General features: G+C 39.0%; 13 protein-coding genes. 5 read left to right on the forward strand and 8 right to left on the reverse strand.

The window, feature by feature from the left end; genetic code table 11:
* From AACV33_RS14370 to AACV33_RS14385, 4 genes are all read right to left on the reverse strand, one after another.
* A partial coding sequence (locus tag AACV33_RS14370; protein WP_182700351.1) for an efflux RND transporter permease subunit occupies positions 1 to 3014 on the reverse strand: 3014 nt, incomplete at its 3' end.
* Entirely contained in the window at positions 3011 to 4480 is a 1470-nt protein-coding gene (locus AACV33_RS14375; protein WP_182700352.1) for an efflux RND transporter periplasmic adaptor subunit, read from the reverse strand. The genes AACV33_RS14370 and AACV33_RS14375, both read right to left, overlap by 4 nt.
* A gap of 10 nt (positions 4481 to 4490) precedes the next feature.
* Positions 4491 to 5825, reverse strand: coding sequence for a TolC family protein (locus tag AACV33_RS14380; RefSeq protein WP_065612154.1), 1335 nt, complete (start codon positions 5823 to 5825; stop codon positions 4491 to 4493).
* A gap of 105 nt (positions 5826 to 5930) precedes the next feature.
* Positions 5931 to 6386, reverse strand: coding sequence for a hypothetical protein (locus tag AACV33_RS14385; protein ID WP_220488693.1), 456 nt, complete (start codon positions 6384 to 6386; stop codon positions 5931 to 5933).
* Positions 6387 to 6567: 181 nt separating this feature from the next.
* On the opposite strand from AACV33_RS14385, the gene AACV33_RS14390 reads away from it, so the two are divergent.
* Positions 6568 to 7593, forward strand: a complete 1026-nt coding sequence (locus tag AACV33_RS14390; protein ID WP_182700354.1) for an acyltransferase family protein — start codon at positions 6568 to 6570, stop codon at positions 7591 to 7593.
* A gap of 49 nt (positions 7594 to 7642) precedes the next feature.
* Here AACV33_RS14390 and AACV33_RS14395 read toward each other — a convergent pair whose 3' ends face one another.
* Positions 7643 to 8494 (reverse strand): alpha/beta fold hydrolase, encoded by an 852-nt coding sequence (locus AACV33_RS14395; RefSeq protein WP_017023144.1) that lies wholly within the window; start codon positions 8492 to 8494, stop codon positions 7643 to 7645.
* A gap of 208 nt (positions 8495 to 8702) precedes the next feature.
* Between AACV33_RS14395 and AACV33_RS14400 the strand changes: the two genes are divergently transcribed.
* Together AACV33_RS14400 and nagE are read left to right on the forward strand one after the other, a co-directional pair.
* Complete coding sequence (locus AACV33_RS14400) at positions 8703 to 9887, forward strand: NnrS family protein (protein ID WP_026025581.1); 1185 nt, start codon at positions 8703 to 8705, stop codon at positions 9885 to 9887.
* Positions 9888 to 10042: 155 nt separating this feature from the next.
* Positions 10043 to 11503 (forward strand): N-acetylglucosamine-specific PTS transporter subunit IIBC, encoded by a 1461-nt coding sequence (gene nagE / locus AACV33_RS14405; RefSeq protein WP_012552024.1) that lies wholly within the window; start codon positions 10043 to 10045, stop codon positions 11501 to 11503.
* A 115-nt stretch (positions 11504 to 11618) separates the two neighbouring features.
* Here the strand turns inward: nagE and AACV33_RS14410 are convergent, their stop codons facing one another.
* Positions 11619 to 11912, reverse strand: coding sequence for a hypothetical protein (locus AACV33_RS14410; RefSeq protein ID WP_017023142.1), 294 nt, complete (start codon positions 11910 to 11912; stop codon positions 11619 to 11621).
* A 222-nt stretch (positions 11913 to 12134) separates the two neighbouring features.
* Between AACV33_RS14410 and AACV33_RS14415 the strand changes: the two genes are divergently transcribed.
* Both AACV33_RS14415 and AACV33_RS14420 read left to right on the forward strand, forming a co-directional pair.
* Positions 12135 to 12812, forward strand: a complete 678-nt coding sequence (locus AACV33_RS14415; RefSeq protein WP_012552026.1) for a response regulator transcription factor — start codon at positions 12135 to 12137, stop codon at positions 12810 to 12812.
* Positions 12793 to 14148 carry a HAMP domain-containing sensor histidine kinase gene (locus AACV33_RS14420; protein ID WP_182700355.1) on the forward strand — a complete coding sequence of 452 codons (1356 nt, stop codon included), beginning with the start codon at positions 12793 to 12795 and terminating at the stop codon, positions 14146 to 14148. Before AACV33_RS14415 ends, AACV33_RS14420 begins: the two co-directional genes overlap by 20 nt.
* Here the strand turns inward: AACV33_RS14420 and AACV33_RS14425 are convergent.
* On the reverse strand, positions 14145 to 14762 hold the full coding sequence (locus AACV33_RS14425; RefSeq protein ID WP_023604003.1) for a DNA-J related domain-containing protein: 618 nt from the start codon (positions 14760 to 14762) through the stop codon (positions 14145 to 14147). The genes AACV33_RS14420 and AACV33_RS14425 overlap by 4 nt on opposite strands.
* A gap of 74 nt (positions 14763 to 14836) precedes the next feature.
* Positions 14837 to 15169, reverse strand: coding sequence for a hypothetical protein (locus AACV33_RS14430; protein WP_023604004.1), 333 nt, complete (start codon positions 15167 to 15169; stop codon positions 14837 to 14839).
* Between the last annotated feature and the right edge of the window lie 94 nt (positions 15170 to 15263).

A 15263-nucleotide genomic window follows, 5' to 3' on the forward strand; every position in this document is an offset into this window, starting at 1 on the left:
TGCATTACTTCGTACCCCCTACCGGAACCATACATAATTGGAATTAAACCGATAATCACTGTCAGTACTGTCATCATGACAGGACGAACACGTAACCCTGCGCCCTCACCAATGGCTAACGTTAAATCTTGTTGTGTTACCGAGTTACTGTTTTCTTTTGCTGTCGCTTGTTTTTCATCCCATGCTTGGTTCAAATACACCAACATGATCACACCAATCTCAACCGCAACACCGGATAAAGCAATAAACCCTACACCAACGGCGATCGAGAAATTGAAGTTTAAGATGTGCATTAGCCACAGACCGCCAACCATAGCTAACGGCAATGTCCCCATGATAATTAACACCTCCCCTACTCGTTTAAAACTTAAATACAAAAGCAGCATAATAATCGCGATGGTTACAGGAATAACCGTCGTTAATTTCTCTTTTGCTCGTTCCATGTATTCGTATTGACCAGACCAACCAAGGGAATAGCCCGCGGGTAAATCCAATTGATCATGCACAGCTTGTTGAGCCTCATGCACATAAGAGCCTAGATCTCGACCATCAATATCTACAAACACCCAACCATTAGGTCGTGCATTTTCTGTTTTTATCATTGGTGGACCATCTTCATAACGAATATCAGCGACATCAGCTAAAGCAATTCGAGCACCGTTCGCCGTTATCAATGGCAAGTTCTGCAACTTAACAACAGAATCACGATACGATTGTGGATAACGAACATTAATTGGGTAACGCTCCAACCCTTCAATGGTTTCTCCTACATTCATTCCACCCACAGCTGTTGATATAACTTGTTGAATGTCTTTAATATTTAAGCCATATCTAGCGGCTTGGCGACGTTTTATATCGATATTTATATAACGCCCACCAGCGACTCGCTCTGCATAAACCGAGGTGGTTCCTTTAACGTTATTTAAAATAGGTTCTAACTCTGCGCCGATCTTTTCTATTACGTTAAGATCTGGCCCTGCTATCTTTATCCCTATTGGGGTTTTAATTCCTGTTGCTAGCATATCGATACGCGTTTTGATTGGCATCACCCACGCATTCGTTATTCCAGGGAATTGAATCAATTGGTCTAGCTCTTTTTTAATTGACTCAGTAGTTACACCGTCACGCCATTCATCTTTAGGCTTGAACTGAATAACCGTCTCTATCATTGTTAATGGTGCTGGATCGGTTGCTGTTTCTGCTCGCCCCACTTTTCCCCACACGGTATCGACTTCTGGAACGGTTTTAATCAGTTTATTGGTTTGCTGTAGTAACTCTCGCGCCTTACCAATTGAGATTCCTGGATAGGTTGTTGGCATGTACATTAAGTCGCCCTCATCCAATGGTGGGATAAACTCACTGCCCATTTTAGAGATTGGATAATATGACGATCCCATTAAGACCACGGCAACCAAAAGTATCGTTTTTGGAAAGCGTAAACTCAAATTCAGTAATGGTCGGTAAAGTGCCACTAGCGTTTTGTTTATTGGATTTTTGTTCTCAGGCAATATTTTACCTCGAACAAAATAGCCCATTAATACAGGTACTAAGGTAATTGCTAGGCCAGCAGAAGCCGCCATTGCAAAGGTTTTTGTGAAGGCTAATGGGGAGAACATCTTCCCTTCTTGGCCTTCTAATGCAAATACAGGAACAAAGCTTAAGGTAATGATAAGTAATGAGAAAAAGAGTGGAGGTCCAACTTCTTCTGCCGCTTTACCTATTACCTGCCAACGGTTTTCGTCCGTTAATGGTGTTTTTTCTATGTGTTTATGAACGTTTTCTATCATTACGATAGCACCATCAACCATTGCACCAATGGCAATTGCGATACCACCTAATGACATGATGTTGGCATTAATTCCTTGCCAATGCATAACAATGAACGCACAAAGGATCCCAACAGGCAGACTTAATGCAATAACCAACGAAGAACGAATATGAAATAAGAATAAAGCACAAACAATGGCAACGACGATAAACTCTTCAGCCAATTTCTCCCATAAATTTGTTACTGCATGGTCAATAAGTTTAGAGCGGTCATAAGTTGCTTTAATTTCAACGCCTTCTGGTAAGCCTTTTTGTAATTGAGCCAATTTTTCTTTTACATTCGAAATGACGTTACTGGCATTTTCACCAAAGCGCATGACAATCACGCCACCAACCGCTTCGCCTTCTCCATTAAATTCAGAGATACCACGGCGCATTTGTGGTCCAAGATTAATATCAGCAATATCACCAAGCAATAAAGGCGTTCCCTTATCGGTTACTTTTAGCGGCAATGATTTTATGTCTTCAATACTGCTTAAGTAACCCGATGTACGAACCATGTGTTCAGCTTCCGCGACTTCGATAACCGAAGCGCCCGCCTCTTGATTCCCCTCTTTAATGGCTTTATTAATTTGTTGTAGTGTTAGGTTATAAGCTCGCAATTTATCAGGATCAATTTCCACCTGATATTGCTTCACCATTCCACCTACCGTAGCAACTTCTGATACGCCATCGACCGTTTGCAGTTCATATTTTAAAAACCAATCTTGCAAGCTGCGTAATTCGGCTAAATCGTGCTTACCGGTTTTATCTTGTAATACATAACTGTATACCCAACCAACCCCTGTCGCATCGGGCCCTAATGTGGGTTTTGCCTCTGCGGGTAATCTAGGCGCAACTTGGCTTAAATACTCCAACACCCTCGAACGCGCCCAGTACATGTCGGTATCATCATTAAAAATGATATAAACATAGGAATCACCAAAGAATGAAAAACCACGAACCGTTTCAGCCCCCGGAACCGCAAGCATTGCGGTAGTTAACGGGTAAGTCACCTGATCTTCCACCACTTGAGGCGCTTGACCTGGGTAGCTGGTTTTAATGATCACTTGAACATCTGAAAGATCAGGCAAAGCATCGACTGGTGTATTCTTTACACTGTAAATTCCTGCAACAACTAAAGCAAAAGTCGCAACGAGAACTAAAAATCGATTTTTAATCGACCAACGAATAATGGCGGGGATCATAATAACGCCCCTTCTTTTTCAATCTCAATCAATTGATATTCATCATTCACTTTTTGAACTAAAAACTGAACCGCTTCACCTTCACGAAAAGAAGCCAAATCAATCTCTTTCTCAACCGAAAAATTAATTTCACCCGCTTTCCAATCCCATTGTGAGACGGCTTTATGATCAAAGGTAACCATGCCAAAATCAGCCATTAGCATAGTAATATTGCCAGAAACCCAAACACTGTTTTCGGGACCATTAATTCGGCTTAATTCTGCCGTCTTGCTTGATTCAGAATCCAATAAGAATTGCGCTGACGTGACTACTTTATCGTTTTCTTTCAATCCCTTAACTATTTCTACTTTATTGCCTGCTTCACGACCGGCAATAACTCGGGCTGAGCGATACTTCCCATTTCCTTCATCCAATACCACTCGGGCCATGCCATTTGAACGGATGACCGCTTGACGAGGTATCGTTAATACTTCTTCTTTTGTTTTAGGGTGAATGGTTATATTAGCGAACATATTTGGTTTCAATACACCATCTTGGTTATCGAATTTTAAACGCATGCGCATGGTTCGTGTTTTTGGATCCAAAATCGGATAAACGTAATCCACTTCACCTTCCCATCGTTTCCCAGGGACCGCATCTAACGTCATCACCGCTTTATTACCAGAAGATAACCAGTGAGCCTGACGTTCAAAAACTTCAGCATCTACCCATACATTTTCTAAAGGTCCTGCACTAATAACGATTTGAGAGGGTGATAAATAGCCACCTTCTCGAATATTTAAACTCGCAATGACACCGCTTGAAATCGCTTTTATCTCTATGTTTTTATTTGCTTTACCGCTTCTAACAATAGAATTAACTTGAGCTTTATCCACACCCAATGACTGCAAACGTTCTCTTGCGCCTTTGACCAGTCCTTTTCGACCTGTTCGATACGCGTTTAGTAGCTCTTCTTGTGCTTTCACCAATTCAGGAGAGTAAAGAGTAAATAACACATCGCCCTTATTTACCTTTTCACCTATGGCATTGATATTTAGCTTTTCAACCCAGCCTGCTACACGTACGTTTACTTGCCACAACTTACTTTCATCAAACGCGATATAACCCACAGTATCTATATTTGGAGACAGGATCGTTTTCTCAACAAAAGCACTTTTTACGCCTAAATTGTTCACCACGCTTGGATCTATTGTTACGGTGCCCGCTGGTGACTTCTCACCTTGTGCATCGTCGGCATAAACAGGCACTAAATCCATACCCATAGGTGATTTACCCGGCTGATCTCTGCGATAATTGGCATCCATAGGGGCAACCCAATACAAAGGCTCACTGCTTGATGATGCGCTATTTTCTTGAGCCGTCATCGCCATTGCGCTCATCGTATGCCCCGAGTATAAATTCATGCTCGCTGCACCAACAACACCGCCAATAACAACTGAAAGTAATGCTATTTTAACTGGTTTCATATTCTCTTCCTTAATGCTCAGACGGGGTTATTTTTGGTGCAGATACGGCATAATCAAAGCCATTTAAATAAAAAGCTAAGTTACTGTATGTTTTACTTAAATCACTGAATAAACGCTGTTTCTCTAACTCAATACTCAGCTCATCATTGGCTGCGGAAATCACATCATTAAATTGTGCCGTATTATTTTCATAACCTCGTTCTACCGCTTTGGTTCTTTCTTTTGCTTGAGGCAATAACGTATTGTTGTAACGAGAAAGACGTTGTTCAAAATTAACTTTATCCACCAACAATGAATTCACTTTGGCGTTCAATTGTCGTAATAGCACATCACGTTGTGACTTCGCAGAACCCACTTGATATTGTGCAGCCGCATAATTTTGATCTTGACGTTTATCGGTAAACAGAGGGATGTCCATCGTTAAATAAGCGCTGACTAAATCAGAGGCGGGTTGCCCCCCCATTCCATTCGCTTGACGATAACCGTACATAACCTCAACACCAAATTGAGGAGAGTAAGATTCATTGGCAATATCTACTTTTGTTTTTGTTGCTGTGATCGTGAGTTCACTCATTTTTACGGTTGGGTTTGAATTTAATAAGTCATAAAATTCAGTTTCTTGAGGTGATTTACTCGCTAATAGTCGCTCTAAGGTAGACCACTCTAGTGGTGTTATTTCTTTTGATTTTTGATCCGCTAAGTTAGGTAGCCATTCGCTAAGCTGCGCATAAATTCGTCCTTGTAATTGACGATTTGTTTGCAACTTCTCATCGAGTCGAGTTAGCTGAAGCTGTGCTTGAAGAAGATCCTGACTTTCGCTTTTACCAATGGCGTAATTGGTATTAATGTATCTTTCCATTTCAGACAATAGCTGACGGTTTTCATGCAAAATCGCCTCTGCTTTTTGTAAGAAGCCTAGCTCTATCCACAGTTGGGTGATTGTATTTGCTACATCGAGTTCACGAACTTGAATTTGCATCGCCAATACATCCGCTTGCTGCCCAGTTTGCTTTTGTTGTAAATCTAAACTTGAGCCTCGCCCAAACTTCTGCATTAATCCGACAGAAATATTGGTCATTGGATCGTCATCAAACTTAAAACTGTCTACTGGTAGCCCACCAAATCCGACTTTAAGAGTAGGATCAGCAAGCGTTGAACTTGCAATACCAATGGAGCGTAATGCTTGTGATTGCGCGTATATTTGATCTCGACTTGCATCTGAAGACAACGCTTGTTCGATAAGCTGCGTCAATTGACTTTCTGCCAAGGCTTGACCTGAAAGTACTAGCGAGATCATTGAAGCTAACCACACCTTTTTAGAGCGTGTACGTAATGTATTTTTCATGGAATTATTCCAATAATGACGTGATGCATGAAGACGGATCACAGCCATGATTAAACCGATAAATAAGCGTTAAATATCTTATTTAGAGAATTGATTTAATTGAAATTACGCGATTGGAGGGCGGTAAAGCGAAGAAGAGGTAAATGAACGTGTTTGCTCATTATATTGAGCATATACAATCACGGATGCAGTTGCATTAGTATGGGCCGTAAGCCCGATAGGTAAAGCATAAACAGACACAACACAAATGGTTTTACAACAGCTATCGCCTTGTTCAGAGCAAGGGTAGCCGCTATCCATCGACATTGATGACGTATCACATTGTATATAATTGTTTGGGTCATTGTCTGATGTATTGCTTTGCGTTGAATGGTGCTCAGGCATGCAGTCATACATAGCATCAGAATCTTGAGCTGTATTCATCTGCGTATTCATCTGCGTATTCATCGTCATTCCTTCCATTTTCATTGGATAGCTGTAAGCAACACTAGATAGCACTAATGCCATCAGTGTAACGCTTGTTACTAACCATTTAGAAAAAGAAGTAAACACAAATAACATCCAACAATAATGAATTAGTCAGATAATAAGGCTTCCACTAGGGGGAAGGTCAACGGTTTTATGTGAAAGCTCTCTCATTTATGAAAACAACCAGTATCAAAATCTCAACGAATTAATCTAACGCATATATTTAGTTAAAAGTACTTGGTAGATTACGCAAAAATTCAAGGATGTTCTTTTAATGAAAAACTCTCATAAAATCGCGAGCTTAGAACTTGGAAGGTTATTTGCTCTATTCGCAATTATTGCTCTGCACTCTCAAATCTTCATGACCTATTTATTAGTCGATGATGTTCCCGTTTTTGGTTATGCTTTTAATCAACTGACCCGTTTTGCTGTTCCCTTCTTTTTTATTCTGTCTGGTTACTTGATCCAACCTAAGTTATCAATATCACCGTTCAATACACTTAAGAAATACTCATCACCATTAATCAAAATCTGGCTAGTTTGGAGCCTATTATGTCTAGCAATGCCATTTAATTGGCAACGGGTAGCAACAGATGGGTACTTAGCTGAGCGTACGGGTTACTGGAATTGGTTAACTCAAAACCCTCTAAATGCCTTAATGGAAGGCGGTATGGTACATTTGTGGTTTATCCCTGCATTGGTTATCGCGGTTGCGATTATCGCATTATTCATTCATTTGAATAAATCGTCTTTGCTTATTCCGGTTGCGGTTATCTTGTATACTTATGGCGTTATGGGCGGAAGTTATCAAACATTAACTGAGGTATGGACGCCCTTTTTTACTCGTAATGGCCCTTTCTTTAGTACGTTGATGATAGTGATTGGCTTTGAGCTGAGAAAGCGTAATGTCACTTTATCTTCAACAAAGTCCTTACTACTCTTGCTGGCAGGTATAGTTATTCATTTTAGTGAGGCGTATTGGCTAACCACTTATCATGTTCCTTTTAATCAACATGATTTCTTAACAGGCACACCATTGATAGGTATCGGTCTATTTTTATTGTTGTTATCTAGACCTAATATAGGGAACCACCCGCTGACGTTTAAATTAAGTAGACATGTACTTAGTATTTATGTGTGCCATTTATTGTGTGTAGTAGTGATGTTGAATATTACAGGGATGATGGGCATAACATTAGCAGCAAAAGATTTTTTGATAGTTTTTGGGACGGTTGTACTATCTACTTCATTCGTTCTTATTGTAGATAGAACTTTTCTTAAAAGATGGTTATTTAGATAAAAATACGGCGATGCACGGTACTTTCTATGCATCGCCTTTAATGTATTAATTAAATACGATTTAAAACATCGAACGCTTTCATAACCGCATCACTTGCCATCACTCGTCCATGCCCTTGATTTTCTGTTGGGTATAACGTGACATTTTCAATGTGCTCAGAAGCAGATTTTGATAAATCAAAGCTCGTAAATCGATCTTCTTTATCATGCACAATAATAGTCTGGCTTGTGCGTTGTTGTAATCGCTGGTATGGATTAAAACTGTCGATAGTTCGTTGATATTGATGTTCAATATCACCAACAATCGCTTTAAATAACTTAATTGAATAGCCCGAACGTTCAATACTGTTGAATAAGTTTTCGGTGTAATTCAATACTGGAGCGATCAAAAGCAAAGGTGTGTCATCTAATTTAATATGGTGACACTCTAAAACAGCAGCGGTGCCCATACTGTGAGAGATAACACCCGCGACTTCATATTGCTCATCAAGTACCGCATTTAGTCCTTCAATAAAGGCTGGTAAATGCGCATGTTTGCCTTCACTTTGACCGTGAGCAGAGTGGTCAAAAGCTACGGCAGTAAAACCTTTAGAGGCAATGTACTCCATCAATGGGTAATATTGACTTGAATTACCAGACCAACCATGAGCTAACACCCATACAGGACCTGACCCCAACTGATACAAGCTAAGCTCTCCTTCTGGTGAGTTCAACTTACTTTTTATTAGCCCTGAAGGTTCTGCATTTTTAGGTTTTGTTCTTACTGGTGTTAATAGTAATTTTCGTCCCATTTTCTTTGCATGATCTGGAATAAGCATATGATGTAAGCGCGTAACAGCATTCAAAGCACTGCGTTTAAAGCTGAACTTTTTCTCTGTTCCAAAATAAATTTCCTGACTCATATTTTATCCAATTTATCATTTTATGCCGTTATCTTAACTAAGATGGTTAAATTGTCGAGTAAAGGTTCTATTTTTTAACAATTAAGTCACAAACAAGAAAGTAACCACATATAGACTGTCACTAAAAACATAACATGCATAAAAAATACATGTTATTAATTGCCCTTTACGTTATACTTCTTCTGTATCCCTAATTTTGGAATCATTAATCATGAATATTACTGATAAAGCCGTTGAAGAAAAAATCCCACCACTCTTACGTTTAGGCTTTCGCCCTTTCTTTTTACTGGGTAGCATTTACGCAATTATTGCGGTATCTGTATGGGTATGGGCATTTCAGACAGGTCAACCGAGCCAGCTAACCGTTCCTGCTTTATGGTGGCATGTCCATGAAATGCTATTTGGGTTTTCAATGGCAATTGTTGCAGGGTTCGTGTTGAGCGCAGTTCAAAACTGGACTGGTGTTAAAGGAACCTCTGATAAACGACTCGGCTTTATTGTGTTGTTATGGTTATTACCAAGAATTCTTTTTTGGACACCAACACCACTTTGGATCATTTCTAGTATTGAAGCCTTATTCCTTGCTGCTATCGCGTATGAAGTTGGATTCCGTGTTATTAAAACAAAAGGCGTTCGTAATTTCTTCTTTATTCCTTTATTTATTGTCGCTATTGCTGCCAATTTTGCTAGCTATGCCACGATTAAAGGATTACCGCCGTTTACTTCTGCGGCCGTTTGGGAATCTATGTTGTGGTGGTTTACCTTACTGATTTCGGTAATGGGGGCACGTGTTATCCCTTTCTTTACTGCACGTCGCTTTCAGTTTGAAAAAGCACAACCTATTTTATGGTTAGAAGCATTATGTAATATCCCGCTTGCAATGCTATTTATCCTTAGTTTTTTCCCATTAACAGCGGAAGAGATCAGTCCTTATTTAATGATTGTAGCCGGTTTTGCACAGTTAATTAGAATGGGTCGTTGGAAGAGTCATAAAACACTCAGTGAACCGTTAGTATGGTCACTTCATGCGGGGTATTTATGCATTCCTGTAAGCCTACTGATCCGTGGGTTCGCAGACGATGGATTTATTTCTCATACCGCCATTCATTTATTTGCTATTGGGGCACTAGGAGGCGTTATTTTAGCTATGATCGCACGTGTGACAATGGGTCATACTGGCCGTGAAATATATAAAGGTCCTGTTATGTGGCCGGCCTTCTCAGCTATTGTCCTTGCTGCTGTTATTCGATCTGTTGGTGTAATTGTTTTCCCTGAATATATGATGAACATGATCAATATTGCAGCCGTATTATGGGCCTTTGCATTTGGTCTCTTTGTTTGGCACTTTGCCCCGATGTTATGTAAAAAACGAGTTGATGGTCACCCCGGTTAATTTACAGCGCAAATAAACAAGATCTAACTCACACATTGCAGAACTTACTGTCAACATTAACAATAGTTAATGTTGACACAACCTTTCCTTAATCTTGCCCTCTGTATTCTTACCTTAAATTAAAAAATACGAAATTTTACTTTAAGGAATACAATATGAATGTACTTGGTTATATGCAGAAAGTAGGTAAGGCGCTGATGGTTCCCGTCGCTACGCTACCTGCTGCTGCAATCTTAATGGGTGTTGGTTACTGGATGGACCCAACAGGCTGGGGCGCAAATAGCGTACTTGCTGCATTTCTAATTAAATCAGGTGGCGCTATTATCGATGTAATGCCAATGCTATTTGCGATTGGTGTTGCGTTTGGTTTAAGTAAAGACAAAAATGGTTCAGCGGCACTTGCGGGTTTTATTTGCTTTACTGTTGTTACTACCCTTTTATCTCCAGCGGTTGTTGCTCAACTTGAAAGCATTCCATTGGATCAAGTTCCTTCTGCATTCGCAAAAATCAACAACCAATTTGTTGGTATTATTGTCGGTATTATTTCTGCTGAAATTTACAACAAATACTCAACGGTTGAACTACCAAAAGCATTAGCTTTCTTTAGTGGTAAACGTCTTGTTCCTATCCTGACATCGATTGCTGGTATGGCATTATCATTCGTTCTTTTATACGTATGGCCTGCCATTTTTGACGCCCTAATCTCTTTCGGTACTCAACTTCAATCAATGGGTGCAGTTGGTGCTGGTCTGTTCGGTTTCTTTAACCGTTTAATGCTTACAGTTGGTATGCACCATGCCCTTTACCCTGTATTTTGGTTTGATGTTGTTGGTATTAACGACATTCCAAATTTCTTAGGTGGTGCACAGTCTATTGCTGATGGTACTGCGGTTATCGGTCAAACGGGTATGTACCAAGCGGGTTTCTTCCCTATCATGATGTTTGGTCTGCCAGGTGCAGCTCTGGCTATTTACCATTGTGCAGAAGAACGCAATAAAGCCGCTGTTTTCTCTATCATGCTTGCAGCAGCAATGGCGTCATTCTTTACCGGTATTACAGAACCTCTAGAATTCAGCTTTATGTTCCTTGCTCCATGGTTATATTTAATTCATGCAATCTTAACGGGTATTTCTTTATACATCGCTGCAAGTATGCATTGGATGGCAGGTTTTGGTTTCTCAGCAGGTCTTGTTGATTTCGCTTTATCAACTCAGAATCCATTGGCGGTTAAGTGGTACATGCTTATTCCACAAGGTCTTGTATTCTTTGTTCTTTACTACACTATATTTAGATTTGCGATTAAGAAGTTCAACTTCCTAACTCCGGGTCGTGGTGAAGACATGAATAAAGATGATTCTGTAGAAGAAAACATTACTGATGTTGCCACTGCGTATATCGAAGCAATTGGTGGTTCAGAAAATATCCTAGAAGTAGATAACTGTATTACACGTCTACGTTTAACCGTGAAAGATTCAAGCCTTGCTGATAGCGACAAACTTAAATCTCTTGGTGCCATTGCAGTGGTTCCAATGGGTAAAGGTGGTCTGCAAGTTATTATAGGCTTAGGAAAAGTGGATAGAGTCGCTGCAGAAATGAAAGTGATTTTAAAAGCCTAACTTCATAATGTTCGTACCAGATATTATGTAAGTGCAACTCAAGAGTCTTAATTATTCCCTCTTTAAGGCTCTTTATGATGTATTTATACACGAAGCATTGTTACTCATTAGTTATCTATTCTTTATCTGATACACACTCGATTGCTGAGTAGGCTTCTTGCTCATTCATTCCTGAGCCATAAGCGCCACAATGCTGACATTCACATTGGTATATTTCAGCAGTAAAATGGTAGCAATTTAACTCTTTATTCCCACATTCAGGGCAATCTACCACTTTCTCTAAAAATTCACGTTTAAGTGCTTTTTGTTCTTGTTGCTCCCTAAAATATTGGGTTAATTCAAAATTGAATTGCTTTCCTACCCCATTATTTGGGTTCTCTTTAGGATAATCATCAAAATAACGACTCACTATATTTAATCCATCAGTAAAATTCAGTGATGTAGTTATATTAAAATAGTTGCCATTTCACTAGATACCAAATGTAAACTTTGCCCTTCTTTCCACAGAATTCAGAAAAACACGTTAATTTGATTTTAAGGCACACAAGCTCTCTTTCATTTACGTTTTAACTTTTATGAATTCAAACTTATTTATTGTTACAATAAGCCGACTTAACATAGAGATAAACAAATGAAAATACTGGTTATAGAAGACGATCAAACCACTCGCGAATTTATCGCAAAAGCGCTTGAACAAGAAGGGTTTATCGTTGATAACTCAGGAGATGGAAAAGAAGGCTTAATGATGGCCATCAGCTGTGAATACCAATTAATCGTATTGGATCGTATGTTACCCAATATTGATGGTTTAAAAATTCTCTCTGCGATTCGAGCAACAGGAAATAATACGCCTGTACTGATACTTAGCGCGTTAGACAGCGTAGACCAGCGAGTTGAAGGCTTAATTGCAGGCAGTGATGATTATCTAACTAAGCCTTTTGCCTTAGCGGAATTATTAGCCCGAATTAATATCATTCTCCGTCGTAATCGACCAATCGAAAGTTTCTCTAATGAGATAAAAATCAATAATCTCCTCATTAATTTGCGGTCTCAAAAAGTCACCATAAATAACAACGCCATCTCTCTACAAAATAAAGAGTTTATCTTATTACGTTACTTAGCAGAGCACGTGAACGAAGTTGTCTCTCGCATGCGTTTATTTGAAGCGGCATGGGATTATCACTTTGATCCTAAAACTAACGTTATTGATGTGCATATTGCTAAATTACGTAAGAAACTAGAGCAAGGCGGAGCGATCAATTTAATCGAAACCGTTCGTGGAGCGGGTTATGTTATTAGACAAGCGTGATGAACTTTATCGTTCTTCTATTCTAAAACTGCTGATCTGGTTCGCTATCGGCCTATTTTCAATGATGGCACTATTACTGTATCAACTGTATTCAACCTCTGTAAATTTATATAATAAAAATCTAGATGAATGGCTACAAGCAGAAACATCGCAACTTCAAACGATTGCAAAAACCGAAGGCATAGAAGCGCTTCATCAAAGTATTAGCAATGTTAATAACAGCAGATATATTTACCAACTGGTTAATCATGCGTATCCCGCACCGACAGACACTTCGGTGACCACTTACCCTATCATTGCCCAAATAAAGCAGTATCAAGCTCAAAATAACCTACCAGAAATGAGAGCAACAAAAATTGAGCTTTCTGACGGTTCTGAATTAACCATAGGTATTGACCAAGAACGATATTTACATTTTAAAAACCAATTAGATTCATCCGTGATCTGGGGGACATTTTTTCCTTTTATTGCGTTATGCTTGATCGCGATTCTTATTGCCGTTTACATTCTTAAACGATTAAACCTTGTTAACCAAACCATGAATCGAGTCATGTTAGGCGAACGAAATGTTCGTTTAAAAGTTGGGCCTGATATGAATGAATTTGATTTACTGGCTCTGCATTTAAATAATATGTTAGAACAAATGGAAAGCAGTGAATCCAAATTAAAATCATTAACCGTCGATATTGCTCACGATCTTAGAACCCCAATGAGTCGTATAAAACTAAGAATTGAAGACCTATTAAACGATAAAAACCTATCAAATAACCATCAAATACAGCTAGATAACATTCAATCTGATTTTTCATTACTCTTGGATACGTTCAATGGAATGATGGAGCTTTATCATTTAGAACACGTCGGTACCCCGATAAATAAACAATCTTGTGACTTAAGTAAAATTGTTCGTGATGCGATGGAATTTGCAGAACCAATGGCACATGATAAACAACAAAAGCTGTATTTAACGGTAGAGATGCCCTGCCCATTATATGCAAACCCTAGTCTACTTTTTAGAGCCATATTTAATATCATTGATAACGCAATTAAATACACTCATGAAGGTGGGGTCATTGAGGTGATTGTCGATTGCTTTGGTGTGGTAGTGGCTGATAACGGTGTGGGCATAAAGCCAGAAGACAGAGAAAGAGCATTAGACCAATTAGTTCGTTTAGATCCAAGTCGAACTGAGCATGGGTTTGGTTTAGGATTAGCCTTGGTTAAAACTGTCATGAAAATACACAATGGCAAAATCAGTTTAAGTGATAATTACCCTGGTTTACGCGCTCGTTTATTATTTGATGACACATTAAATAAACAGGCATCAGATAATTAACGCAGCACATTCCATGCTTCACACATCACCCTAAACTGTTCAGCATTGCCCGACTCTCTATCTGGGTGGTGCTGCATGGCTAATTTTCGCCATTGTTTACGGATTTCTTTTTCAGTTGCACTTTCTGATAATCCAAACCGTTTTAATGCTTGAATACGATCCATTGATGATGCATTCGTCCCACCCAAATACCGGCGATAATTATTCCAAAATTCGTTTAATAAGCGCTGTACTTCTCCCTCTTCGACTTGATAATTAATCCAATCTAAATAATATTCACGTAAGGGGTGTGCCGCATCAATCGTCTGTTGGTTGTTTTTGGTTTCCAGCTCAGAGAACAATTGAATGTTCATCGCTTCAACTTGTAGCCATTGCTCTGGATATAACTCTGTTTGCAACTGATAAAGCGCATTCATGATTAAGAAATTACGCTTAAACAAATCTTTATCTATACTCTCATCCAGTTGTTTTAATAAACCTTTCTCGATTAAATAAGCAGAAAGTGTGTGTACCTTCCACGCCTGATTCAATTCTTGTAAAACCTCAAATAAAGGCCATACAAGGGGATTTTCAAACTGACCTTCATTTTGTTCTACGCTTTTATTGTCTGTCATTTTATATCCCCTTTAATCTAATTATCAGACGCTTAATCAATATCAACATTGATTATTTACTTAGATAAACACCATTATTTGTTATGTTTTATCTGTTTAATTAAGTGATTCATGATCCAAACGCAATATAGAGTAAATATAATAACACCACTCATGATCAGCGCCATTCTGATCCAAGGTTGCTCAGTCGCTAAACGATAGTCTGCTATGTGATAAATAGTAGGAAGCCACACCGCAAAGACCCCAATAACAAGGCCTGCTTGTAGCATTCTAAATACAAATTCTTTATTAAAAAACAGAGTAAAAGGAAGTAAAAAAAGCACAGAAACAACAATCACATTCCCTTCTCGTAAAAAGTGAGCAGCCATTATCCAATACGCTAAAAATACAATCATTGTTCGCCACATTGATGATAATCCTCTATTTCTTGGTTTGTTTACTAAAATACGAGTTCGGATTATACCTTTTCGAGCTCATACCTGCTTAGGAATTAGTCATAAA

The sequence above is a fragment of the Aliivibrio sp. SR45-2 genome, from assembly GCF_963890165.1.
Taxonomy (GTDB): Bacteria; Pseudomonadota; Gammaproteobacteria; order Enterobacterales; family Vibrionaceae; genus Aliivibrio; species Aliivibrio salmonicida.